The organism is Massilia sp. NBRC 108631 (genome assembly GCF_059704565.1).
In genome coordinates this window covers 23540-47850 of the sequence record NZ_BAAKJE010000027.1, presented here as the reverse complement: position 1 = coordinate 47850, position 24311 = coordinate 23540, and the positions used below count along the sequence as shown (strand labels likewise).

The window sequence follows — 24311 nt, the reverse complement described above, 5'->3', positions numbered from 1 at the left end:
CTAAACGGCTTCGGCGTCGGTTTCGATCTCGGTCAGACCATAATGGGCGCGCGCTGCGTTGCAGGCTGGCGTGCCCGCCTCGAATTCGCGGCAGGTGCTGGAACGCTGCGGATAGATGGAACAGCCGACCTGCCGGCCGACTTCGCCGTCCAGCGCCGAACAGCGCGACGGCCGGTGCTCGGTGCCGCGCATCGCCACCAGGTGCGGCGAGATCGGCACCACCATGCGCTGCGGCACGGTGCCGCCCGGATGCGCATCGGTTTCGCCCCAATAGAATGACACGCGGAATTTGGCGCAGCAGGCGCCACAGCTCTGACAGTGTGCGGACATCTTCCATAACAATGAAACAATGTTGACTGCTATGATAGTCAGGACACCGCACGCAATCAAGCGTGCGCGCGGCTACCGGAAACGGAGACATCCATGTCCTCAGCAGCATTGAACGCGGCCGACACCGCCGCCCTGATTCCTTTTCCCGCGCTGCTGGATGCGCTGCGCCTGGCCGTATGGCAGGCCGCGCAAGGCGTCATCGCCTGCCCGGCGCGGCAAGTGGTGCCGCTGGCCGGCGGCGGCGTGATCCTGTCCATGGTCGCCACCGCGCCCGACATCGCGGTCCACAAGCTGATTACCGTGGTGCCGGACAACAGCGTGCGCGGCCTGCCCACCATCGCGGGCCAGGTCAGCGTGCTGGACGCGACTACCGGCGCCGTCGTCCTCACGCTGGACGGCGCCACCGTCACGGGCCGCCGCACCGCCGCGCTGTCCATGCTCGGCATCGCCACGCTGCTGGGCCGCGCGCCGCGCCATGTGCTGCTGGTCGGCACCGGCACCCAGACGCTGAACCATGCGAAGGCGCTGGCCGTCATCTACCCGCACGCCGCCGTCAGCATCGGCGGCCGCACCGGCGCCTCCGCCGAACGTTTCATCTCCGAGCACCTGCACGCGGCGCATGCTGGCGCCCATGGTGCAGACTCGCATGAACCGGGCGCCTTCGCGCGCCCGCCCGCAGCCGCCGACATCGCCGCCATGGCCGACGACATCGACGTCGTCATCACCGGCACCACCAGCAAGCAGCCGGTCTACCTGCACCCCGCGCGCGCCGGGCGCCTCATCATCGCCGTCGGCGCCTTCAAACCCGACGCCGCCGAAATCGCCCCCGCCACGGTGTCAGGCAGCCGCATCTACGTCGACGACCCCGAAGGCGCCCGCCACGAAGCCGGCGACCTGCTGCAAGCCGGCACCGACTGGTCGCAAGTGCAAGGCATCGCCCAAGCCCTGGGCGCCGCCCCGATGGCCGACGCCGAGCCCGTGCTCTTCAAAACCGTCGGCTGCGCCGCCTGGGACCTCGCCGCCGCCCGCGTGGCGCTAAGCACTAGGCACGACCAGGGCTGAACGATAAGCCAAGTGCCTTCGCGACCTTCATGATGGTCGCGAATTCAGGGTTGCCCTCTGCCGACAATGCCTTGTAGAGGCTTTCGCGGGCAAGCCCGGTATCCTTGGCCAGCTGCGTCAATTCTGAGCTCGCTGATGCCATCGCGCAGATATTTGTGTCGCCAAAATTTCCCGCCCGCAAACGCTCCAGTCTCGCGTTGATGCGCAAGACTGCCTGACGATTCTTGAGTGCCGTTTGCCAGCGTTTGAACCTTTCGCTTTGCAGAATCTGAAGCATAAATAACTGTAGTCCATGGGCTACAGCGATGCAAATCGTCCTATCAAACGATAGTCAAGGGAACGCGGTATTGGTGTCGCCACAGTTGGCGATCCGTGGCAGTGTTACTGGCCTGTGTGCGGTTTGTCCCGAGATTCAATTTGAGGGACGGGAATTTTGCTTTTCGGGAGCATCGGATATGCATAGTTGAATCTAAGGCTGCACCTTGTGGTCTTCGGCCTGGGCTTGTTCCATGGCGGCGGGTTCGAGTTCTTCCGCCGAGCGGTTGAGGTGGACGAAGATGCCCCAGGAGGCCAGCAGCACGCCGACGCTGGCGACCAGCGCTGCGACGTAAACCAAGTCTTCGGCGTCCTCGTGGACGGCGCGGAAGGTGGCAACCAGGCCTTCGATGGCCAGCGCCACCACCACCACCACGAAAAAGCGCGACAGGAAGCGCCGCACCCGCGTAGGCGCGCTGATGTCGGCGTCGCGCACCACTTCTTCCTCGATGATGGTTTCGGCGATTTGCAGCGCCACCACGGCGGCCGCCAGGATGCCGATCGCTTCGATCACTTCCTGCGCCGCAGCCAGGCCGAGTTCACCGCCGGCCGCATACCAGCCCATGCGCGCGGCAATGGCGACCAGCAGCAGCGCGCCGCCGCCGAACAGCAGCGCGATCAGGGCATGCAGGCCGCTGCAAACGAGCATCAGCTGTTTCATCGTGGTGCTTCCGGTTGGTTGGGGGTGCTTGTATTGTAGAGCTGACTGGCCGCGCCTTATGTGCGCTACACATCATATGCCGCCTATGGCCGTGGGCGCGCGCGGTCCAGGAAACGGCCGCCCCACAGCACGCAGGCGAGGGCGGCGACGATCAGGGCGATGCCCGCCCACTGCAGGGCGTTGATGGTGTCGCCCAGCACCAGCATGCCGGCCGCGATGCCCACCACGGGCACGCCCAGGCTGAACGGCGCCACCCGGTTCACGGGGTGGCGCTTGAGCAGGCCGGTCCACATGGCGTAGCCGAGGATGGTGGCCATCCAGCCCAGGTAGGCCAGCGAGGCCCAGGTGCTGGGCGGCGCGCCGGTCCAGCGCCAGCGCGTGGCCGGGTCGTCGAACAGCAGCGACAGGCCGATGAAGGGCAGGATGGGCGCCAGGCTGCTCCATACCATGAAGGCCAGCACGTCGAACTGCGGTGTGCTGCGCTGCGCGCGCCGCACCACAATATTGGACGCCGCCCACATCGCGGCCGCGCATAGGCACAGGAGGAAGCCGGCCAGGGTGGTCCCGCCCGCCGCTGCGCCTGCGGCCGCATTGGCCCCGCCCACGTAGTTCAGGCCGAAGCATCCCAGCCCGCAGGCGGCCAGCGCCAGGCCGGCCAGCAGCGCGCGGCTGGGGCGCTCGCTCAGCAGGGCGTAGCTGAAGATGGCGGTGAAGAAGACCTGCGTCTGCAGGATCACTGAGGCCAGCGCGGCGCTCATGCCGGCCCGCAGCGAGAGAAACAGCAATCCGAACTGCCCCACGCCCTGGCACAGCCCGTACAGCAGCACGATGCGCCACGACAGCTTGGGCGGGCGGATGAAGAACACCAGCGGCAGGATGGCGAACAGGAAGCGCCCGGCGCCGAGCTGGAATGGCGTGAAGTCGCGCAGGCCGAACTTCATGGCCACGAAGTTGGTGCCCCAGATGAGGACCACGCACAGCGCCGCTATCAGGTCGCGTCCGCTCAAGGGGGCGTGGTCGGTCATGCTGTCTCCTGTGGCTAGTTGGGGGAGACGTTGTGGACGATCGCCTCGCTGTGAACCACGATTTTATCCGCATCCGCCTGAAGCAGCCGGATGCGCCTCTGAACCACCGGCCAGCCCGGCCAGGCCACCGCCGCTTCCGCGTGGGGGGGCTCGGTCGGAACCGGCTGCGCCGGCAGCGGCGCAATCGGCTGGCCGTGCTGCGCCAGCGCGCGCGACAGGGTCAGGTACACCTGGGCGTGGCTGTGCGCCAGCATGGCGTTGACCGCGTCCGCCGGAATATCCTTCACGTGCCGCCGCAGGATGGCGCGCAGCGCCGCCACGTGCGCCACCAGCAGGTAGTTCTGCACGATGAACAGGTTGATGTCCTCGGCCGCGCGCTGCTTGCTGGCCGGCTCGTCGAGCATGCGCACCAGCGCCGCGCTCAGGCCCGCCAGGCTGTCCATCAGCCGCTTGCGCTCTATGCGGTAGGGGAAGTCGTTGCGGCTTTTTCCCTGCAGCAGTTCGAACGAAGCCTGCATATAGCGCAGGTTCACGTCCAGCACCTGCCGTATCAGGCGCGGCAAGGTCTGGTATTCCCAGTTGGCCAGCACGAAGCTGAATACGGTGGCCACCGCCGCGCCGATGAAGGTGTCCACCAGGCGCTCGGTGATCAGGCTGGTGTTCCCAGGTGCGATCAGGTGCATCTGCAGCAGGATCATGATGGATACCGCAATCGCCGCGTAGCGGTAGCGCAGGTAGATGAAGGTGGGCGTGGCCACCGTCGCCAGGATCAGGATGCCGACGATGGCCGGTGTGTAGTCGACGAACTTCAGTATCAGCGCCGTGATCACGCAGCCGATGATGGTGCCGGCGATGCGGTCGCTGCGGCGCTGCTTGGTCATGCTGAAGCTGGGCTTCAGGATGATCACGATGGTGAGCACGATCCAGTAGCTGTGCGCCGCGTACGGCAGCATGTGGCCCACCGCCAGTCCGGCCGCAATCGCCATCGCCACCCGCAGCGAGAAGCGGAAGATAGGCGAGTCCATGCGGAAGTGCGACAGCATCAGCTGCAGTTCGTACTTCTGCTGCGACAGGAAGGGCTGCATGTCGGCGTCCACCCAGAACGGTGTGCCTTCGTACTCCTTCTGGCTGGCCACGTGCAGCTCGCCTATCATGCGGATGATGGCGCGGATCTTGTTGCGCTGGGCGCGCAGCACAGCCAGCGCCTCGCCTGCGGGCTTGCCCGCGTCGGCGTCCGCCTGCAGCTGCGCGATGGCCGCTTCCAGCGCCTCCATCTCGGGCGCGTAGCTGATGGCCGCGTGCGAGGGCCGCTTGCGCGTCACCGCGTAGCCGACCGACTCGATATCGCGCGCGGCCTTGTAGGCCAGGTCGTGCAGTGTCCTGAGCACCGGCGCGTCGGCCAGGTGGGTGCGCAGCAGCGCGTAGTCGGTGTGGGTGGACAGGATCTGCTCGTACAGGTCCAGCATGCAGACGTGGACCTGCACCACGATGGCGTCCTTGCGGTTCTGGTGGCTGCGCAGGATCAGGTCGCGAGAAGCCTGCTGGCGGTCGGCCAGCAGCGCCTGATGCCGCACCAGCTTGTTAAACTGCTCGGTGAGGTTGTAGCGCGTGTCGTAGAAGTCGGCCTTGATGTCGATGTAGGCGGCCAGCTCGAACAGCGCCTCGGCCAGCACCTGCTGCTTGATGCGGTGGCGCAGCAGCCATGCCAGCGCCATCGCATAGGCCAGATAGGCCACGCTGCCCAGCAGGAACAGGCCGGCGTGGATAAAGGACTCGCGCACCGTCATCACATGTTCCATCGACATGGTCATGATGAACAGCGTGGCTAGCTGCAAAGGCATGGACTTCTTCCCGTACACCACCATCATGCTGGCGAAGAAGCTCACCAGCACCAGCATGGTCATCAGCAGCCAGGGCACGGGGCCGCACAGGCTGATGAGCAGCGTGACGGTCGTGCACAGCAGCACCGACGCCAGCATCTCGTTGAGCTTGTGCTTCAGGGGGCTGGGCATGTCCATCAGCGCCGTGCACAGCGCGCCGATGCACACCGTCATGGCGACGGCCATGCCGGTAAACTGCAGCGCGATGATGGTGACGCCGACCAGGCCTGCCGCGAAGCGCAGGCCCAGGTGGAAGTAGTGGCTGTAGAAGAAGGTCCGCAGGTTGAGTGCGTAGTGCATCGATCTCTTACAGGATCGACAGCACTGGGTAGCGGCGCCACTCCGGCTCGGCATGCCGTTTGCCGTTGTGGAAGATGAAGTGCAGCACCGCGTCCTGGTTGCTCAGCAGGGCAGGGTTGGCCAGCTTCCACGCTTCGAATTTGGCTTTCAGTTCAGGCTCGGTTTCCAGCATGTCCAAAGCCAGGTCTTCGAACACGTAGTCGGAGAAGGCTTCCTTCTTTTCCAGCACGCTGTTGAAGAAGCCCCAGCGGAAGAAGCTGTCGTGGCCTTGCGGCTCCAGCGTCTCCACCGCATAGCGGGCGTTGTCCTGGTCCAGCGAAACGATGTAGTCGCCCACGTTGAGCTGGAAGGCGCCCGTGCGCGCTTCCACTTCCACGCCGTCGTGGAACATGTGGCCCTCGTAGGCGGTGGGGCGCGATTGCACGGAGGCGATGTGGTAGTACTGCGCCTGCACCGTTTCGGCTTTCTCAACGCGCGTCATCCGCACGCCGTTCCATTGCAGGCGCTCGATGGCTTCGCGCCACTGCTGCGGCACCACATACGCTTTCGGCGCGCGCACGGTGACGCTGGCGGGGAAGCTGTTGTAGTAGGCGATGTCCTTTTCCCAAGGCTGGCTGCGGTCATAGGAGAGGCGGGTGTAGTTGCCGATCACGCTGGCGTGGCGCCTGGCGGCGTAGCCCTTGAAGCGGAAGGTGGCGGGATTGCTCTCGTCCATCTGCCACATCACCGGCCAGGCGGCCTGCTTGCGGCCCTCGGCCCTGGCCTCGGCGCGCAGGCGCTTGATTTCGGCGCCGTGCCTGACGGTGAAGGCCAGCGTGGTTTCCACCAGCGCGCGCATGGATTCGTAGCGGTCCGCGAAGGGCTTGAGCATGTGCGTTTCGGGCATGAAGCCGATCACGTGGTGCAGCGCCGCGAAGCCGGTGGAGAAGCGCGGCACTTCCAGGAATTCGGCGATGCCGTCGTCCGGCGTGTCCTGCACCGGATTGACGTACGGGCAGGTCGGCCAGCCGCGCTGCTCCATCTCGGCGTAGATCGCAGGCAGCATGGTGTTGCGCAGGAAGGGGCCGAGGCCGTAACCCAGCTTGTCGGCCTGGGTGTGGATCAGCGTCATGGTATACGGGTAGTCGGCGCCGTTGGAGGTGTGGGTATCCACCATCACGTCCGGCTGCCACGAGGCGATCAGTTGGTTGAACAGCTTCGCGTTCAGGGTGTCGCACTTGACGAAGTCGCGGTTCAGGTCCAGGTGGCGGCTGTTGCCGCGGAAGCCGAACTGCTCCGGGCCGTCCTGGTTCACGCGCGAGGTGTTGGCGCGGTTCAGGCAGCCGTCCACGTTGTATACGGGGATGAACAGGAACACGGTTTCGCCCAGCGCGGCCAGCTTGGCCGGGTCGTGGCAAAAGTCGCGCACCATGGCCATGCAGCTGTCCACGCCTTCCGGCTCGCCCGGGTGGATGCCGTTGTTGTTGAAGAAGACGGTGCGGCCGGCGGCCTTGATCTCTTCGCGGCCGAACACGCCGTCCGCGCTCACCACGCCGCGGTGCACCGGAATGCCGCCGTCCGATACGCCGATCTGCTCGAAGCGCAGCACCTGCGGGAAGCGGCGCGCCAGCTCTTCGTAGAAGGCGATGCATTCGGTCCAAAGGGTGGTCTGGTTACGGTTGCCCTTTTCGTAGGGCGTGAGCATTTCTGGGTGCATGGCGTCTGGATCTCAGAGGTATGGTGGTGAAGGCGCGCCGGGTAGGCGCTGGATCAGAGCCGAATTGTAGCACCGGGGCGGTCTTCCCCGCCCCGGCCGCGCGCTTACACAGGCGCGTTTTTGTCCACCCAGGCCGCGTAGGCGGTGATGAACTTGCGCAGCACTTCGCGGGTCTGGTCGTTGTTCACTTTGCCGTCCTCACCCAGCATCTTGGCGGCGCCGCCGATATAGGCTTCCGGCGCGGGCATGGTGGCCACGTTGAGCGCCACCAGCGACTGGCGGATGGCATGATTGGCGCCGAAGCCACCCACGCCGCCCGGCGACACCGTGACCACGCCGCCGGCCTTGCCGCTCCAGATGCTCTTGCCGGCAGGGCGGGAGCCCACGTCCAGCGCGTTCTTGACCGAGGCCGGCATGGAGCGGTTGTACTCGGGCGAGACGATCAGCACGCCGTCCACCCTGGCCATGGTGTCGCGGAAGGCGGTCCAGGCGGCGGGCGCCTGGCCTACCTCGTCCAGGTCCTGGTTGTACAGGGCCAGGCCGCCGATGTCGACGAACTCGAACGCCAGCGAGGCCGGCGCCAGGGCGATCAGCTCGTGGGCGAACTTGCGGTTGATGGAATCCTTGCGCAGGCTGCCGATCAGGACGGCGATTTTCTTGGTGGTCATGGGACTTCCTTTCATTGGTGAATATGCAAACCTGACTTTAACGCAAGTGCCGCCCGCCGGGCGGACGATAAAAATAGCTTGCTATTAAATCGCGCGCTATATATTATTCATCCCATGCAGCGGCAATAACGTTGCCGGCCTCCCTCAAATAAGTAGCGCACTATTAAATAACCAACGATAGGAAACATCATGCGCACCATCAAAACCCTGATCGCAGCATCCCTGGCCACCCTGATCGCATCGAGCGCCTTCGCCGGCGGCCTGCCGGGCGTGGAAGCCAAGACCGCCAAGTTCCTGACCGCGCTGGAGGGCGGCCAGCCGCTCGAGACCATGACCCCGGCCGCCGCCCGCGCCGTGCTGGAAGGCGCGCAGAGGGGCGCCAAGCTGCCCGCAGCCGACGTGTCGCGCAAGACCATCAGCGTGGACGGGGAAGAGATCAAGCTGGTGATCGTGCGTCCCGCCGGCAGCAAGGGTACGCTGCCCGCCTTCATGTTCTTCCACGGCGGCGGCTGGGTGCTGGGCGACTTCCCCACCCACGAACGCCTGATCCGCGACCTGGTTTCGGGCTCCGGCGCGGTGGCAGTCTATGTGGACTACACCCGCTCGCCGGAAGCCGGTTACGGCGTGGCCATCAAGCAGGCTTACGCCGCCACCAGGTGGGTGGCAGCGCACGGCAAGGAGATCCAGGTGGACGGCAGCCGCCTTGCGGTGGCGGGCAACAGCGTGGGCGGCAATATGGCGGCGGTGGTGGCGCTGATGTCCAAGGACAAGGGTGAACCGAAGCTGCGCTCGCAGGTGCTGCTGTGGCCAGTGACGGACGCCAATTTCGACACGCCCTCCTACCAGCAATTCGCCGACAACCACTTCCTCACCAAAAACATGATGGTCTGGTTCTGGGACAGCTACACCAAGGACGCAGCCCAGCGCAAAGAAATCTACGCGTCGCCGCTGCAAGCCACGCTGCCGCAACTGCAAGGCCTGCCGCCAGCCCTGATCCAGACCGCCGAATTCGATGTGCTGCGCGACGAAGGCGAAGCCTATGGCCGCAAGCTGGACGCCGCCGGAGTGAGCGTCACCACGGTGCGCTACAACGGCATGATCCACGACTTCGGCCTGCTGAACCCACTGACCGGCGTGGACGGCGTGCGCGCGGCGATGAGCCAGGCGTCGCAGGAACTGAAGGCGCGCCTGAAGTAAGTTGTTCTAACCCAGCGCTGCGCCCAGGTCTTCGTAGAGGAACTGGGTCAGCGCTTTGATGCGCGCGGTGTCCTTCAGGTCGCGGTGGGTCAGCAGCCACAGGCCGGTGTCAAAGCGCGGGTCCGGTTCTGCCACGCGCCGCAGGCGGCGCTCCGGGTCCGCCAGGTGGCACAGCAGCGGCGCCATGCCGATGCCGTCGCGCGCGGCGTCCACCATGGCCAGCAGGCTGTCCACGCGCATGCGGATGCGCTCGGGCGGCACATTCTGCGCCAGCCAGCGGGCCTGCTCAAGGTGGGCCAGCGTGTCGTCCAGGCCGATCCAGTCGTGCCCGGCCCAGTCGGCCGGGCCGATGCCGGTGGCGCCGCTGCTGATGCCGATGCCATCGCCGCCGCTGATGCTGGCGGCGCCACCCGCGCCGCCAGGCCCCCGCTTGGCGGCCGCTTTCAGATAGCTGTGCGAAGCGTAAATGGCGCTCGACAGTGCGCCGAGGCGTCGGCCGACCAGCGTGTCCGGCGGCGTGTTGGACGGCCGCAGCGCCACGTCGGCCTCGCGCCGGTTCAGGTTCAGGAAGGCGTTGTTCAGCACCAGTTGCAGGCGCACCCCGGGATGGCGCTGCTGGAAGCGCGCCAGGCTGGGCATGAGCAGGCTGCGCGCCAGCGTGTCGGTGGTGGTGATGCGGATTTCGCCTTCCAGCTGCTGGTCCTGGCCGCCCACGGCGCTGCGGGCCGCGGCGATCTGCTCCTCCACGCCGGCCAGGCGCGCCTGCAGCGTTTCGCCGGCCTGCGTCATCGTGTAGCCGGACTGGAAGCGCTCGAACAGGCGCACGCCGAGCGCGCGTTCCAGGCTGCCCAGGCGGCGCAGCACGGTGGAGTGGTTCACGCCCAGCTCGCGCGCTGCGGCGGACACGCCGCCGCCCCGGCCCATGGCGCCGCTCAGGGTGATGAAGTAGCGCAGGTCTTCCCAATCCATGTTGTGCATTTTTGCAGAACCATTTGGCAGTTTTTGCCAATTTTAATGCGTTTTTGCAGAACCTATACTGGCGCCATCACTTCACCAGGAGCCGCACCATGATGACGCTGTATACCGCCAACACCCCCAACGGCCAGAAAATCACCATCGCCCTGCAGGAGCTGGAACTGGCGCATGAAGTCCGCCTGCTGGACCTGAACGCCGGCCAGCAGCACCAGCCGGAGTTCGCGGCCATGAGCCCCAACCACAAGATCCCGCTGCTGGTGGACGACGGCCAGGCCATCTTTGAATCCGGCGCCATCCTGATCCACTTGGCCGATAAGGCCGGACGCCTGCTGCCGAAAGACGGTGCGGCGCGCAGCACGGTGCTGCAATGGCTGTTCCTGCAGGTGGCCAGCGTGGGGCCGATGCTGGGCCAGCTGTGGTGGTTCCGCCATGGCGCTTGCACCGAACCGCGCAACGAACAGGCGCTGGAGCGCTACGGCCGCGAAGTGCGCCGTCTTTATGGCGTGTATGAACAGCGGCTGGCGGCCAGCGCCTGGCTGGCGGGCGGCGACTACAGCATTGCCGACATTGCCACCTGGCCGTGGCTGGCCTCGCACCACGAACTGGGGCTGGACATGGCGGCGTATCCTGCGGTGTCCGCGTGGCTGGAGCGCATTGCGCGCCGCCCCGCCACGGCGCGCGGCATGGCGCAGGCGCAAGGGGAATGACATGGCCTGGACGATATTGCTGGCCGCCGCACTGGTAGACATCGCGATGGCGGTGGCCCTCAAATACGCCGAAGGCTGGACCCGTTTCTGGCCCAGCGTGGCGGGCCTGGTGTTCGCCAACGGCGCCATAGCGCTGCTGACGATCTCGCTCAAGCACCTGCCGGTGGGCACCGCCTTTGCCGTGTTTACCGGCCTGGGCGCGGCCGGCGCCGCGCTGATCGGCATCGCCGCCTTCGGCGAAAGCGCCAGCCCCCTGCGCCTGCTGCTGATCGCCGCCATCATCGCCTGCATCGCCGGCCTGAAACTGGCGCCGGCCTGATCGGAGAGGCGAAAAAAAGCCACGCGGGCAGTCGGGCGCGCGTGGCTTTCAAAAGGGCGGGGAGTTACCGCCCGGGGTTAGACGCCGATGTTTACTCGGCGCCCATTTCTTTCAACAGGTTGTCGGCCTTGTCCACGTGCTTCATGTTCCACAGCATGTAGCGCAGGTCGACCTGGATGTCGCGCGTGTTGGCGTTGTTGAAGTCCCAGTCGGAGATGATGGAGTCCAGCGTGCCGTCGAAGGCCAGGCCGATGAACTCGCCCTTGGCGTTCAGCGCGGCCGAACCGGAGTTGCCGCCGGTGATGTCCAGCGTGGCCAGGTAGTTCACCGGTACCGATTTCAGCACAGGGTCGACGTACTTGCCGAAGTCCTTGTTCTTGATCGCGTCCAGCTGCGCTTTCGGCGCGTTGAACTCGCCCGTGCCGGTGGCTTTGGCGGCCACGCCCTTGACGGTGGTGAACGCGGTCCAGGCGGTGCCGTCGGCGGTGCCCCATGGGCGGCCGGCGATCTTGCCGAAGGTCACGCGCAGGGTGCTGTTGGCGTCGGGGTAGACGGCCTGGCCCTTGGTCTTCATGTAGGCGATCTTGGCCTTCATGTAGCTCGAGTAGGCCTGCTGCAGGCTGCCCGCCAGTTCTTCCTCTTCCGCTTCTTCCTTCATGGCCACGTCGTACATCGCGACGGCGGCCTTGATGAAGCTGTCGTTGGCGGCCTGGAAGTCGGCCGGCTTCTTGCCCAGCCATGCCTTGCGCTCGGCGGCGTCGCCCAGCTTGCTGCCGGCGTACAGCTTGTCGATCACGCCTTTCAGCGCGGCCGCGTCCATGCCGTCGACGATGCCGATGGCGGCGTCCCAGTTGGCGTTGCGCTCTGCCTTCGGCATGGCGGCGTACTTGGCCAGGTGGTGCAGCACCAGCGCCTTGTCGACCTTTTCGTCGTAGTTGCGCACCAGTGCCGCCACCGAAGCTTCAATGCGCTTCAGGTCGCGTTCCTGGTAGCCGGCCTTGCGCTCCACGTCCGGCTTTTGCGATTCATTGGCCAGGCGGTACAGCGTGCGCGCGGTGTTCAGCAGGCGCGGCTGCGAGTAGCTCAGTTCGAACTCGCGCTTGACGTTGGCGTCGCGCTTGGCGATCAGCTCTTCCACCTGCGCGATGCCGGCCGCGTATTCGGCCTTGCGCTTGGCGTCGCTGTTGACCCACGCTTTCAGCTCTTCATGCTCGCGCGTCTTGCGGGCCAGGAAATCGCTGCCAGCGTAGGAGTCCAGCATGCCCTGGCGGTTCTTGTAGTAGTTGTTGACGTTGGCAACCTGGCCGGCGTACTTCAGCGCGGCATCCTTGTTGTCCTTGGTCTCGGCGGCGATGATGGCCAGGTTGTCGCCCGACGCCTTCACGAACTGCGGATAGTTCCAGCCGAAGGTGAAGTCCACTTCCGACGGCAGGCGGTGGCGGTTGGTGCGGCCGGGGTAGCCGGCCACCATGATGAAGTCGCCTTCCTTCACGCCTTCCTTGGCCAGCTTCAGCACGTGCTTCGGCACGTAAGGCACGTTGTCCTTGCTGAAGTCGGCGGCCTTGCCGTCCTTGCTCACATAGGCGCGGTAGAAGCCGTAGTCGCCGGTGTGGCGCGGCCACATCCAGTTATCCGTGTCGCCGCCAAACTTGCCCACGCCTTCAGGCGGCGCGTGCACCAGGCGCACGTCGCGGATTTCCAGCTGCTTGATCTTGTAGTATTCCAGGCTGCCATAGTAGGCCGACACGGTGCAGCGGTGGCCCGGATCCTTTTCGCACTCGGCCACCATGGCCTTCTGGTTCTTTTCGATCGCGTCGCTGCGCTTCTTGCCGTTCAGCCTGGCCACTTCCGGGGTGATGATCTTGGACGTCACGTCCAGCACCTCGGTGGTCACGAAGATGCGCGTGCCCGGCGTGGCCGGCACTTCGTCGGCGAAGGTCTTGGCCAGGAAACCGTTGGCCAGCAGGTCGTTCTGCGGCGTGGAGTTGTGCGCCACGCTGTTGTACACGCAGTGGTGGTTGGTGGCAACCAGGCCTTGCGGCGACACAAAGGAGGCCGAGCAGCCGCCCAGGCTGACGATGGCGCCCATCGGGAACTCGGTCAGCTGGGTCAGTTTGGACGGGTCCAGCTTCAGGCCGGCGGCTTTCAGTTGCTTAGCTACTTGTGGCAGCTGTTGCGGCATCCACATGCCTTCATCGGCGTGGGCTGCGGTGCTCAGGATGGCGAGCGCGATCAGGGTTTTGTTCATTGAATAGGACACTCAAGGGCGGAAAAATGCCGAGTATCCTTATGGCGTTCAATTACGTCAACGATATTCTTGGTTGCTGTGCACAAAAAGCCAACGCTGGGCGTTGGCTTTTCGATAATGATTTACCGGCGGGGCAGGGCGCTAGCTAGCGCAAGCGGCCCCGGAATATCAGGTTGACGATACCCAGCAGGATAACCGCACCCAGGAAGGAAACCAGCAGCGACAGCGCGCTGAAATCGTCCGCGTTGATGGTGGAAACGCCGAACAGCGGCGAGAGCAGCCAACCGCCCAGCAGCGCCCCTACGATACCGACCACCATGTTCAGCAGGATGCCTTGCTGCGCGTCGGTTTTCATGACCATGCTGGCAAGCCAGCCGATGATGCCGCCAATTACGATCCAGATGATAAAGTTCATGTCGATTCCCCTTCACAGTTGACAGACAGGCCAACCCGGCCGGGTGGCCCTTGGGACTATTCTCGGCGGGAAGAGGGGGGCAGTCCGTGCGCCAGCGTACGCTGGCCGCTTACATTTGATTACTCTGGAAACATTTTTCCAACAGCCCGATCCGTTTTTGGCGCGTTATCACCGGTATCGGCGCCATTGTGCGTCTATCCTACGGAGAACAAAAATGGAAAATACCTCGACCAGCAACCGCATCCACCCGCTGATGGCTGTCGCCGCCGCGTCCGTCACCATCGCCAGCCTGGTTGGCGCCGCTGCCTTCGCCGGCCTGCTGCCCGGCGCGAAAAGCGATGTGGCGACTGTGCCCGCCACGGCTGCGCTGCAGGGCAGCGCGCCGGCCGAGCTGAGCCCCACCGCACCGGGCACGCTGCCTGCAGGCAATGCGCTGGCCGTCCAGCCTGCCGCGGCGGCGCCAGCCCCGGCCCCCGCGCCGGCAGCGGCGCCCAAGCAGGTCGTGCATCACAAGACCGTGGTGCACCATGAGTACGCGAAGCCTGCCCCGCAGCCGGCGCCGCAGGTGGCGCAGCAGCCCGCTGCGGCGCCCGCGCCTGCCGCCGAGCCTCAGAACAGTGCGCTCGGCATCGGCATCGGCGCCGTGGTGGGCGGCCTGGTGGGCAACCAGGTGGGCGGCGGCAAAGGCCGCACGCTGGCCACGGTGGCCGGCGCCATCGGCGGCGGCTACCTTGGCAACGAGATCGCCAAGCGCAACCAGGCCAGCTCGGCGCCTGAGCAGAAATAATGCGAGAATGCTGGGCTTAGCTACTGAGCAAGCCCAGCATGACCGACTCCGCCGACGCATCCTCCCCCCCGTCCCCCGCCGCATCTGCCTCCCTGCCGGGGGCCGCGCCGGACAGCTACGCTGCGCCGCTGGCGGCGCGCGATGCGCGCCGCATTGCGCACTACGCCGCCGCGGCGGACGCTGAACGCTTGCTGCATCCCGTCCAGCAAGCCTTGCTGCACCGGCGCGGCTGGCTGAAAATGCTGGCGCCGCGCGCCTGCGGCGGCGCCGAACTGGCCTTGCCGGACGCGGTGCGGCTCGAGGAAGCGGTGGCCGCCATCGACGGCAGCATGGGCTGGGTGCTGACCCTGTGCGCCGGCGCCGGCTGGTTCGCCGGTTTCCTGCCGCCCGACACGGCGCGCGCCATCGTCGGCACGCGGCGCGTGTGCGTGGGCGGCAGCGGCGCGCCCACCGGCCATGCCGACCTGGAGGGCGACGGCTACCGCATCAGCGGCCGCTGGGACTACGCCAGCGGCGCCCCCATGGCCACCCATTTCACCTTGAACGCGGTGTTGCGCGAACACGGCCGGCCGCTGCTGGACGAGCATGGCGCGCCGCGCATCCGCGCCTTCATTGTGCCGGCCGGGCAGGTGAAAATGGTGCCGTCGTGGGGCAGCATCGGCATGCGCGCCAGCGCCTCGCACAGCTACCGCATCGACGGACAGTGGCTGCACCGCGACCATGGTTTTTCCATCGGCGCGGCCAGCGCCACGGCGGACGGTCCGTTGTACCGCTTCCCGTTCTACTCGCTGGCTTTCGTCACGCTGGCCGCCAACATGGCCGGCATGGCCGCCCATTTCATGCAGCTGGCGCGGCCCGCGATGAGCCGCCGCAAGCATTCCATGTCCGGCTTGCCGCTGCTGGAGGCGCCGGGCGTGGCGGCGCTGCTGGAGGCGAAACAGCATTCCTTCGCGGCCGCGCGCAAGCATTTCTATTGGGTGCTGGAGCGCGCCTGGGCGCTGGTGGCGGCGGGCGCGCAACTGGGCGCGGCCGACATGGCGGGACTGCAAGCCGCTTCGCTGGCGCTGGTGGCCGTGTCGCGCCAGGCGGTGGACGAACTGTATCCCTATTGCGGCCTGTACGCCGCCCACGAAGAGAGCGAAATCAACCGCGTCTGGCGCGACTTCCACACCGCCAGCCAGCACTCGCTGCTGCTGCCCTGAGCCGGCTGCCGCGCTAGGCCGCTTCCCGCAGTTCCCTGCGCAGGATCTTGCCGACATTGGACTTCGGCAGCGCGTCGCGGAACTCGATGTATTTCGGCTTCTTGTAGGCGGTCAGCTGCGCCTTGCAGTAGTCCATCAGCTGCGCCTGGGTGAGCGCGGCGTTGCGGCGCACCACGAACAGCTTGACCGCTTCGCCCGAGCCGGAATCTGGCACGCCGATGCAGGCGCACTCCAGCACGTCCGGGTGCGCCGCCACCACGCCTTCCACTTCGTTCGGGTAGACGTTGAAGCCGGACACCAGGATCATGTCCTTCTTGCGGTCAACGATTTTCACGTAGCCGCGTTCGTCCATGACGCCGACGTCGCCCGATTTGAAATAGCCGCTGGCGGTCATCGCTTGCGCGGTCTCGTCGGGCCGGTTCCAATAGCCCGCCATCACTTGCGGGCCGCGTATTGCGATTTCCCCCGCTTGGCCTGGCGGCAGCGGCTGGCCGTGGTCGTCCAGGATGGCCACTTCGGTGGACGGCACCGGCAGGCCGATGGTGCCGGAGAACTCGCCTTGGCCGGGCGGGCACAGCGTGGCGGTGGGCGACGTTTCGGACAGGCCGTAGCCTTCCAGGATAGGCACGCCGGTGATGCCGCGCCAGCGGTCGCTGACCGCCTTCTGCACCGCCATGCCGCCGCCCAGCGTGATGCGCAGGCCGGAGAAGTCCAGCTTGGAAAAGCCGGGCTGGTTCAGCAGGCCGTTGAACAGCGTGTTCACACCGGGGAAGAAGTTCACGCGGTACCGCGACAGTTCCTTGACGAAGCCGGCCATGTCGCGCGGATTGGGGATCAGCAGGTTGGTGGCGCCCCAGCGCGCGCCCATCAACATGCAGGCGTTCAGCGCCAGGATGTGGTACAGAGGCAGTGCGCACACGGTCACCAGTGCGCCGCCCGCCTGCGCCTGGCGCAGCGCCGGACCGGCCCAGGCGTCGTTCTGCAGCATATTGGCGATGACGTTGCGGTGCGTCAGCGTGGCGCCCTTGGACACGCCGGTGGTGCCGCCGGTGTACTGCAGGAAGGCGACGTCGCCGTGTTGCGGTTGCACCGGCCGCAACGGCAGCGCGGCGCCCTGTTGCAGCGCCTGGCGAAAGGGAACCGCGCCAGGCAGGCGGTAGGCCGGCACCATTTTTTTCACCCGGCGCAGCACCAGGTTTACCAGCGCGCCTTTGAGCGTGCCGAGCATGTCGCCCATGGTGGCCAGCACAACGTGCTTGATGTCCGGCGCGCCGTCCGCGAGTACCTGTTCCAGCGTTCCCGCGAAGTTCTCCAGGATGATGATGGCTTCGGCGCCGGAGTCCTTCAGCTGGTGCGCCAGTTCGCGCGGCGTGTACAGCGGATTGACGTTGACCACGGTGCAGCCGGCGCGCAGGATGGCGGCCACCGCGATCGGATACTGCAGCAGGTTTGGCATCATCACCGCCACCCGCGCGCCCTGGCCCAGGCCGCGCTGCTGCAGCCACGCCGCCAGGCTGCGCGAGTGGCCGTCCAGCTCCGCGTAGGTGAGCGCGCTGCCCATGCAGACGTAGGCATTGCGCGCGGCAAAGCGCGCGAAGGACTCGTCGAACAACTGCAGCAGCGAGCGGTATTGTTCCGGGTCGATGGTGGCCGGGACGCCTTCCGGATAGGACTTGAGCCAGCGCAGGTCTTGGTCAACTTCAGGATGCATTTTTTATGGTCTCCTCTCGTATCCGCATCAATGCGTGCGTGCTGTCGTCGGCGCCGGGGCCGGCCACCGTGTCGATCTGGTCCGGCATCAGCTGGCGCCCGTCGGCCGACAGGATGCCCACGCCGGCCACCGGCAGCCCGGTGGCGCGTTCCACCATGGTCAGGCGCGCGCCCTTGGGGTTGGGCGCCCATTGTTCGCCCCAGAGCGTCATGGCGGCCAGGATGGGGTAGAGCGAGCGGCCCTTGTCGGTCAGCAGGTAGTGCAGTACGCGGCCGTCGTCCGGGGCCGGCTGGCGCAGCAGGATGCCGCTGTCGACCAGGCGGTTCAGGCGCTGCGTCAGAATGCTGGTGCTGATGCCCAGGTGCTGCTGGAATTCCTGGAAGCGGCGCATGCCGCAGAAGGCGTTGCGCAGGATGACGAAAGTCCACCATTCGCCCACCTGCTCCAGCGTCTGGGCGATGGGGCAGTTCTTGTCGGCGAAGGAGGTTTTGCTCATCGATGCGGCCTGCTTGGTGAAGTTACAACGACTATAGTAAATTCACTTCGGTTACGCAAGTGAAATTTGCGGCGGGGGTGATGCCGATGCAGCGCACGAAGGCGGCGAAGACGGCGGGATCGAAATGGCCTTCGCGGGTCCAGACCGCCATGCGCCGCAGCGCGTCCGGCGGGCTCCAGGGCGCCTTGTAGGGACGCTGCGAGGTGATGGCGTCGTACACGTCGCAGACCGCGCCCATGCGGGCCTGCAGGCTGATGTCGGCGCCGGCCAGGCGCGACGGGTAGCCCATGCCGTCGTAGCGTTCGTGGTGGTGCAGGCAGACGTCCGCCACCACCGCCGGCAGGCCGCCTGCCGCGTTCAGCAGCGCGTGCCCGGTCACCGGGTGCAGCTTGACCGCTTCGAACTCGGCCGGGCTGAGCCGGTCGGGCTTGTTCAGGATCTCCGGCGGCACCGTGGCCTTGCCGATGTCGTGCAGCAGGCCGGCCAGGCCGCATTCGCGCACCGCGCCGGGGGCCATGCCCATATGCTGGGCTAGCGCTACCATCAGCGTGCAGACGGCGACCGAATGGGTGTAGGTGTAGTCGTCGCTGGTGCGCAGCCGGATCAGGCTCAGCATGGCGCCGGGATGGTGCGAGAGGGAGCCGATGATGTCGTCCACCAGCGGCAGGGTGGACGCCAGCGCGCCCGGCAGCGCGGCGGCGTCGCCCGCGCGCGCCTGGCTGAACAGCGCGCAGACGGCCGCGCGCGCGCGGTCCACCAGTTCGGCGGCGCGCGCCAGCTCGTTGCCGCTTGCGGCGACGCCTTTGGCGGGGTCGATCCACATTTCCTCCACCGCGCTGGCCTGCAGCCTGGCCAGCATGTCGCTGTCGCGGATCAGGAAGGAGCGTTGCCAGAAGGGATGGCTATACCAGCTGCCGCACAATGCCTGCACATACATGCCGACGCGGGCTTGCTCGCGCGTGATTTTCTTGAACATATCCGGAGGTCTTTCAATTGCATCAGATCAGTATCAAGGCGATCACAAGCAAACCCCAAAGACAGGCTCTGATAAAAATCATCGAATTGATCTATTGCTGAAGAGCAGAATGATGGCTGCCTGATTATTGAATGCCACTTGTAAAATATATTTTCAATTTGTGAACTCTTAAAGATCGGGTGCTATAATTTTTATCTGAATCAGTTGGCGCTGAATTGCAAAATGACCAATATACTTCCTTTTGGGAAATGTTCATAGGTCGATACCGGACATTCTTCAGGTCAGTTCAGGACAGGTTAAAAGAGAGATGAATCAGTCAGTCAAGGTCAGTCAATTGCTTCAGGATTCCAGCCCGTCCCCCGCCGCGCCCGCGCCCTACAGCCACGGCGTGCGCTTCTATCCCGCTCACCTGGTGGTGTTCCTGCTGAACCACCTGGCTGCGCGCGGCGTGGCTGCGCAGCAGGCGCTGGCCGGCAGCGGCATCGGGGAGGACGAGATGCGTGTCGCTGCGACGCGCTTTTCCGTGCTGCAGATGGTGGCGGTGATCCGCAACGCCATCCGCTATGCGCCGGACGCCGCGCTGCAAGTGGGCACTTGCTTCAATGCCTCGGCCTGCGGAATTTTCGGGTTTGCCCTGCTGAGCAGTCCGAACCGCAGGGCGCTGCTGCAAGCCATATTGAAATACGATTGCCTGATCGACCCGCTGACGAGCCTGCGTTATGCAGGCAAGGATTGCTGGGCCGTTTGGCAAATCGAGCCCAAGCTGGCCTGCGCCCCCACCGATCCCTTATACCGTTTCGTCGTCGAATTGAAAATGTCGTGTTTTAAATCGATGGTGCGGGATTTATATGGCGACGGCTTTGAATTTAAAAGCATCAGGCTGCGATTCGCCGCGCCGCCGCATGCGGCAGAATATATGGCGATATTCAACTGCGAGATATTATTTGAGCAGGAAAGAAATGAAATCGTTTTCAGCGAAATGCAGACCATAAAGGAGCGGCCGGAAGCGGACGCCATCACGCACGCGATGATGCTGGAATTGTGCGAGCAGTCCTTGCAGAAGATGACGCGCAACGCCACTGCGGCGGGCGCCGTGCTGATGATATTGCTGGGCTGCTCGGGAGTATTTCCCAACATAGACGAAATAGCGCAGGAATTGGCGGTGAACGCCCGCACCTTGCGCCGCCGGCTGGAGGCGGAAGGCACCACGTATAGTGAAATCCTGTCGCGCCACCGCATGCAGCTGGCGCTCAGTTATTTAAGAACCAGCGACCTGAATAATAATGAAATCGCGGCGCGCCTGGGTTATAGCGACGCGACCAATTTCAGGCGCGCCTTCGTCTCGTGGGCGGGTGCGCCGCCCAGCCATTTCCGGCCGGCGGGCGACCTTGCCGGCCCCTAGGGCCGGTTCCTCGGCCTTGGCAAAGCGCCAGGCGCGCTTCCGCCGCCGCCGGGGCGTATCCGGTGAAGGCCAGCTCGATGATCAGAGCTGCATGATGCCGCGCCGTACCGCGATCGCCACGGCTTCCGAGCGGCCGCTGGCGCCCAGCTTGTCCAGGATGTGCTTCATATGCGCCTTCACCGTTTCTTCTGAAATGAACAGCTGACCGGCGATGTCCTTGTTGCGGTGGCCGCAGGCGACCTTGCACAGCACCTCGATCTCCCGCGCCGTCAGGCCGGACTCGCCGGTGTAGTGGGCAAGCTGCGCTGCCACGTCCGCCGGAATGCACCGCCTGCCTTGATGGGCCTGGCGGATGATCGCCGTCAGCTCGTGCGGCAATGTACTTTTAAGGACATAGCCGCGCGCCCCGCCGCGCAGGCAGCGCTGAATGTCCACGTCCCCTTCGGCGGTGGTGAAGATGATGACGTTCGCTTGCGGATCCTCGGCGCGGATTGCCGCCAGGACTTCGATACCGCCGATATCGGGCAGACGCAGATCGAGCAGCGTAATGGCCGGCCTGTGCTGGCGGTACAGTGCCAACGCTTCGCCGCCTTTGGCCGCTTGCGCCACGACATGCATGTCGGGCTGATCGTTGATCACCTTCGACACGCCTTCGCGCATCAGCGGATGGTCATCGACGACGAGCAAGCTGATTTTGGCGGGTTCGCTCATCACATCGGTCCTTTGGCGTCGTCGGTGGCAGCCTGTCTGCGCGGGAAGCAGTGTGCGACCTTCTTAGAAAGCCGTTTCAGCATGCCGTAGTGGTGTTCTGCGTACACCATCTTTCCTGGAACGGCCAGTTCCACCACGGTACCGCCAGTCGGCCCGCTCCCTATGGTCAACTTTGCATGGATGCGGCAAGCCCGCTCCTGCATGCCCTGCAAGCCGAAGTGCCCGGGCCTGCCGCTCCTGGCGATATCGGGTGCGATCCCTGTTCCATTGTCGGTGATGCGCACGATCAGCCTGTGCGCGTAAACCAGCACGACGTTCAGCTTATCGCCGCCTGAATGCCTGAGGCCATTGAGGATGGCTTCGTTCCCGATGCGATACACTTCCTCGCGCACGATGGGATGCAGGTCGCGCGCCCTGCCTTCAACAGACACTGTAAATCGCATCGACGCCGGGACGCCGAGCGATTCGGCGGCGCACTGGAATGCCTGGGCGAGGTCGTTCTTTTCCACCGTGGACGAACGCAGGTCGTTCAGTGCCGCGCGCGCCTCCACGGTCGCCTTCGCGAGCCAGTTGGAGATGCTGACGATAGCGTCGTTGAGTTCCCCGGGTTTTTTGGATTCCGCATCGTGGCGCGCGTGATCGGCTATCAGCTTGGTGGCCTGTATCGATTGCAGTATGGTGTCATGCAGCTCTGCCGCAAGCCGGGTGCGCTCGGCGGTCCGCTCATCAAACCGCGCGGTGAGGGCGGCAGCAATTTGCCGCACCCTGATACGGTATGCCAGATAGAAGATCATGACGGTCAAGGCAGCGGCCAGGGCGCGGAACCACGTGGTCTGATAATACGCCGGGGTAACCGTGAACTGAATCGCTGCGCCGGTGTCGTTCCAGACGCCGTCATTGTTGCAGGCGATCACGTTGAAGCGGTAGCTCCCTGGCCGCAGATCGTTGTAGAACGCCTGGCGCCGGTTGCCCGGTTCCTGCCAGGTGGCGTCATGCCCGTCAAGCTTGTAACGGAATTTGACCTTCTGGGGCAGTGCATAGCTCAGCGCTACGTAGTCGATCTGGATGTCTTTCGTCAGCGCGGGCAAGCGCAGGCCGTCCGCGAGCGCGTAGCGCTTGCGGTCGGCGATGATTGCTTCGATATGTACCGGCGGCGGGACGCGGTTAGCCGGCAAGCGGCGCGGATCGATGACTTGCAAGGTCCTGTCATTGGCAAACCACAGCCGGCCATCAGTCGATTTCGCGACCTCGGGAGAGAAGGGCGACGAACCTGCGACGTAACCGTCCAGCAAGCCGAAAAGCCGGAACTTCACCACGGCATTCGGACTGCTCCACCAGGTGTTCAATTCCGAGGCGGGAATGGCGATCACCCCGCAGCTTGCGTAGACCCACAGGGTGCCGGCATCGTCTTTAATCAACGATTCGGTACGGTTGCAGGGCAGTCCGTTGCGGCTGTCCATGATCCGTAGCACGTTGTCCTTCCAGCGCGCAATGCCACGAGACGTTGCCCCCCATAATGAGCCGTCGCGCTCCATCCACATTCCGCCGATACCATTGCCATCCCCCGCGCTGGCCACCACCGTCATTTTTCCGCCCGTGTAGCGCTGCAGGTCGCCGCGCGCTCCGCCGATCCAAACGCCCTCGCGGACGTCGGCCTCGATCGCCCGGCCCGTCGCGGACTTCGGGACCGGAATGGATTCGAGCACTTGCGCGCCGCGGATTTTATGGAGTGTTTGCGGACTGCCGGTCGTCACGGCCCAAATGTTCTGCTCTCCGTCCTGCACGATGCCGATGACGACGCCGAGCGCGCCGCCGTCGGGTTTGGTCACCATCCGGGAGCGGCCTTCCTCTCTCACCACCAGATTCACATCGACGCCATACCACAGCCTGTCCCGGTGGTCGATCAACATCGCCGTGATCTGCTTGCCCAGCAGATCGTCCCCAGTGAGCGAGTGGAGGCGTTTGTCGTCCTTCAGGAAATCCAGCGCGTTGCCATTGCCGACCCAGAGCCCACCGTCGCGCGTGGCGGCCACGCTGGCCACATGGTCGCCGCTCAGTCCCTGCTGGGCGGTCAATGAAACGATAGGCAAATCGCGGAAGCGGTCGATGCCTTGCGATGATGCGACCCAGATATTCCCTTCGCGGTCTTCAAACAACGCATCCGGGGACTCGCTGGCCAGTCCATCATGCCGGCTGAAACGATCCACCGCGTTACGCTGCACGTGGTAGATGCCGTCGCGGACCGTCGCCACCCAGAGGCCGCCTGAGCGGTCGGCATGCAGGGCACTGACAGCCCAGGCTGTCCCGTTGGCATCGTGGGCCCGGAAGCCGCGCCATGCACCATCCTGCAATCGTTGCAGCCCGAGCCCTTCGCCGCTTTGTCCCACGCCGACCAGCACGCTGCCGTCGGCCTGGCGCAGCAGTGCCAGTACACCGGTCGCGCCCGACGCGGAGGCGAGGGGCGGCGGCAAATGCGGGGTGATCTGTTGTGGCGTCCAGTGGTACACGCCATGAACCGTACCCAGCCACATTCCTCCTGAGCCGTCCTCGGCGAGCGCTGCCAGGCCGTCCGTTTTGAATGGGAGACCTTCTTTGGCGCCGAAGCAGCTGATGGCGGCTTCCGTGATGCGGCAGAGCGGCGCGTCGTCCGGGGCGATCAGCCTGGACTTGGCGATCCAGATGTTGCCGGCGCGGTCTTCGACGATCTGGTTGATCTGTGCGCGGAGCGGGTACTTCTTCGCGCTGCCGTTCTTGACGCGGTATAGCCAGCGGGGCGTGCCGACCCATAAGCTGCCGTCCCGTGCCGCCAGCAGACTCAGGATGGCGCATTCGCAGAGGGCGTCTCCTGCCGGCGCCACCCAGGGCACAAAGCGCGCGCCGTCGAAGCGGACCAGGCCTCCCCCTGTCCCTACCCAAAGGTAGCCGTCGGTCGTCTGCGCGATTGCATGGGGAATGCCAGGCAGTTCGCCGTCGGCCATGCGCCATGTCGTATGGGCATATTGCGAGACTGAGCGGTCTGGATCGAGGGCGCGGGCGGTGCGGGCGGGCAGCAAGGACAACAGCAGCATTCCGAGCAGCACCCAGCATCCGCCCCAGCGCGAAGTTAGCACCATGTTTCCGTCTTCTTCTGAGAGGCAGTCCACTGAATTTTTTCAGTCTAACATTGAATTTGTGACATGTGGGTGGCGGAAAAATAACCCTTTCACGGGATAGTCGCCAACAGGCGCC

At 65.3% G+C, this 24311-nt stretch carries 22 protein-coding genes; 7 read left to right on the top strand and 15 right to left on the bottom strand.

All coding sequences use genetic code 11. The features are described 5' to 3' along the window. Complete coding sequence (locus AC6H42_RS02625; protein WP_497547353.1) at positions 1 to 330, bottom strand: YkgJ family cysteine cluster protein; 330 nt, start codon at positions 328 to 330, stop codon at positions 1 to 3. A 93-nt stretch (positions 331 to 423) separates the two neighbouring features. Between AC6H42_RS02625 and lhpI the strand changes: the two genes are divergently transcribed. Further along, positions 424 to 1392, top strand: coding sequence for a bifunctional Delta(1)-pyrroline-2-carboxylate/Delta(1)-piperideine-2-carboxylate reductase (gene lhpI, locus AC6H42_RS02620; RefSeq protein ID WP_497547352.1), 969 nt, complete (start codon positions 424 to 426; stop codon positions 1390 to 1392). Here lhpI and AC6H42_RS02615 read toward each other — a convergent pair. The 6 genes from AC6H42_RS02615 to AC6H42_RS02590 form a co-directional block, all read right to left on the bottom strand. Beyond that, positions 1373 to 1669, bottom strand: a complete 297-nt coding sequence (locus AC6H42_RS02615; RefSeq protein ID WP_057152707.1) for an addiction module antidote protein — start codon at positions 1667 to 1669, stop codon at positions 1373 to 1375. The two genes, lhpI and AC6H42_RS02615, sit on opposite strands and share 20 nt — an antisense overlap. Positions 1670 to 1861: 192 nt before the next feature. After that, the gene (locus AC6H42_RS02610; RefSeq protein ID WP_057152708.1) at positions 1862 to 2368 is read right to left on the bottom strand and encodes a hypothetical protein; all 507 of its coding nucleotides are present in this window, start codon (positions 2366 to 2368) and stop codon (positions 1862 to 1864) included. A gap of 83 nt (positions 2369 to 2451) precedes the next feature. Continuing rightward, complete coding sequence (locus tag AC6H42_RS02605; RefSeq protein WP_057152709.1) at positions 2452 to 3393, bottom strand: EamA family transporter; 942 nt, start codon at positions 3391 to 3393, stop codon at positions 2452 to 2454. Between the two features lie 14 nt (positions 3394 to 3407). Continuing rightward, positions 3408 to 5573, bottom strand: coding sequence for an FUSC family protein (locus AC6H42_RS02600; RefSeq protein ID WP_057152710.1), 2166 nt, complete (start codon positions 5571 to 5573; stop codon positions 3408 to 3410). 7 nt (positions 5574 to 5580) lie between these two features. After that, positions 5581 to 7269 (bottom strand): M14 family zinc carboxypeptidase, encoded by a 1689-nt coding sequence (locus AC6H42_RS02595; RefSeq protein ID WP_057152711.1) that lies wholly within the window; start codon positions 7267 to 7269, stop codon positions 5581 to 5583. A gap of 104 nt (positions 7270 to 7373) precedes the next feature. Further along, positions 7374 to 7937: an NADPH-dependent FMN reductase gene (locus tag AC6H42_RS02590; protein ID WP_497547351.1), complete on the bottom strand. Its 564-nt coding sequence runs from the start codon at positions 7935 to 7937 to the stop codon at positions 7374 to 7376. 189 nt (positions 7938 to 8126) lie between these two features. On the opposite strand from AC6H42_RS02590, the gene AC6H42_RS02585 reads away from it, so the two are divergent. Further along, positions 8127 to 9134 carry an alpha/beta hydrolase gene (locus AC6H42_RS02585; protein ID WP_497547350.1) on the top strand — a complete coding sequence of 336 codons (1008 nt, stop codon included), beginning with the start codon at positions 8127 to 8129 and terminating at the stop codon, positions 9132 to 9134. Positions 9135 to 9140: 6 nt separating this feature from the next. On the opposite strand, the gene AC6H42_RS02580 is transcribed toward AC6H42_RS02585, so the two are convergent. Beyond that, the gene (locus tag AC6H42_RS02580) at positions 9141 to 10112 is read right to left on the bottom strand and encodes a LysR family transcriptional regulator (RefSeq protein ID WP_497547349.1); all 972 of its coding nucleotides are present in this window, start codon (positions 10110 to 10112) and stop codon (positions 9141 to 9143) included. A gap of 89 nt (positions 10113 to 10201) precedes the next feature. Here AC6H42_RS02580 and AC6H42_RS02575 point away from each other — a divergent pair, with 89 nt between their 5' ends. Both AC6H42_RS02575 and AC6H42_RS02570 read left to right on the top strand, forming a co-directional pair. Then, on the top strand, positions 10202 to 10816 hold the full coding sequence (locus AC6H42_RS02575; protein WP_497547348.1) for a glutathione S-transferase family protein: 615 nt from the start codon (positions 10202 to 10204) through the stop codon (positions 10814 to 10816). Position 10817: 1 nt separating this feature from the next. Then, positions 10818 to 11135, top strand: coding sequence for a DMT family transporter (locus tag AC6H42_RS02570; protein WP_057152716.1), 318 nt, complete (start codon positions 10818 to 10820; stop codon positions 11133 to 11135). 91 nt (positions 11136 to 11226) lie between these two features. Here the strand turns inward: AC6H42_RS02570 and AC6H42_RS02565 are convergent, their stop codons facing one another. Next, positions 11227 to 13383, bottom strand: coding sequence for a S46 family peptidase (locus tag AC6H42_RS02565; protein ID WP_057152717.1), 2157 nt, complete (start codon positions 13381 to 13383; stop codon positions 11227 to 11229). Positions 13384 to 13528: 145 nt separating this feature from the next. Beyond that, on the bottom strand, positions 13529 to 13798 hold the full coding sequence (locus AC6H42_RS02560; protein WP_057152718.1) for a GlsB/YeaQ/YmgE family stress response membrane protein: 270 nt from the start codon (positions 13796 to 13798) through the stop codon (positions 13529 to 13531). Between the two features lie 214 nt (positions 13799 to 14012). Between AC6H42_RS02560 and AC6H42_RS02555 the strand changes: the two genes are divergently transcribed. Beyond that, the gene (locus tag AC6H42_RS02555; protein ID WP_497547347.1) at positions 14013 to 14585 is read left to right on the top strand and encodes a glycine zipper 2TM domain-containing protein; all 573 of its coding nucleotides are present in this window, start codon (positions 14013 to 14015) and stop codon (positions 14583 to 14585) included. 38 nt (positions 14586 to 14623) lie between these two features. Continuing rightward, positions 14624 to 15787: an acyl-CoA dehydrogenase family protein gene (locus AC6H42_RS02550; RefSeq protein ID WP_497547346.1), complete on the top strand. Its 1164-nt coding sequence runs from the start codon at positions 14624 to 14626 to the stop codon at positions 15785 to 15787. 13 nt (positions 15788 to 15800) lie between these two features. Here AC6H42_RS02550 and AC6H42_RS02545 read toward each other — a convergent pair whose 3' ends face one another. From AC6H42_RS02545 to AC6H42_RS02535, 3 genes are read right to left on the bottom strand one after another with little or no spacing between them, the layout of a single operon-like run. Then, the gene (locus tag AC6H42_RS02545; RefSeq protein ID WP_057152720.1) at positions 15801 to 17498 is read right to left on the bottom strand and encodes a long-chain-fatty-acid--CoA ligase; all 1698 of its coding nucleotides are present in this window, start codon (positions 17496 to 17498) and stop codon (positions 15801 to 15803) included. Next, on the bottom strand, positions 17488 to 17994 hold the full coding sequence (locus AC6H42_RS02540; protein WP_497547345.1) for a winged helix-turn-helix transcriptional regulator: 507 nt from the start codon (positions 17992 to 17994) through the stop codon (positions 17488 to 17490). Before AC6H42_RS02540 ends, AC6H42_RS02545 begins: the two co-directional genes overlap by 11 nt. Positions 17995 to 18025: 31 nt before the next feature. Next, positions 18026 to 18970, bottom strand: a complete 945-nt coding sequence (locus AC6H42_RS02535; protein ID WP_497547344.1) for an HD-GYP domain-containing protein — start codon at positions 18968 to 18970, stop codon at positions 18026 to 18028. A 307-nt stretch (positions 18971 to 19277) separates the two neighbouring features. Here AC6H42_RS02535 and AC6H42_RS02530 point away from each other — a divergent pair, with 307 nt between their 5' ends. Then, positions 19278 to 20372, top strand: a complete 1095-nt coding sequence (locus AC6H42_RS02530) for an AraC family transcriptional regulator (RefSeq protein ID WP_082551447.1) — start codon at positions 19278 to 19280, stop codon at positions 20370 to 20372. 81 nt (positions 20373 to 20453) lie between these two features. Here the strand turns inward: AC6H42_RS02530 and AC6H42_RS02525 are convergent, their stop codons facing one another. Further along, entirely contained in the window at positions 20454 to 21083 is a 630-nt protein-coding gene (locus tag AC6H42_RS02525; protein ID WP_497547343.1) for a response regulator, read from the bottom strand. After that, entirely contained in the window at positions 21083 to 24196 is a 3114-nt protein-coding gene (locus AC6H42_RS02520; protein WP_497547342.1) for a sensor histidine kinase, read from the bottom strand. The genes AC6H42_RS02525 and AC6H42_RS02520 overlap by 1 nt, the downstream gene beginning before the upstream one ends. Positions 24197 to 24311 lie beyond the last annotated feature (115 nt).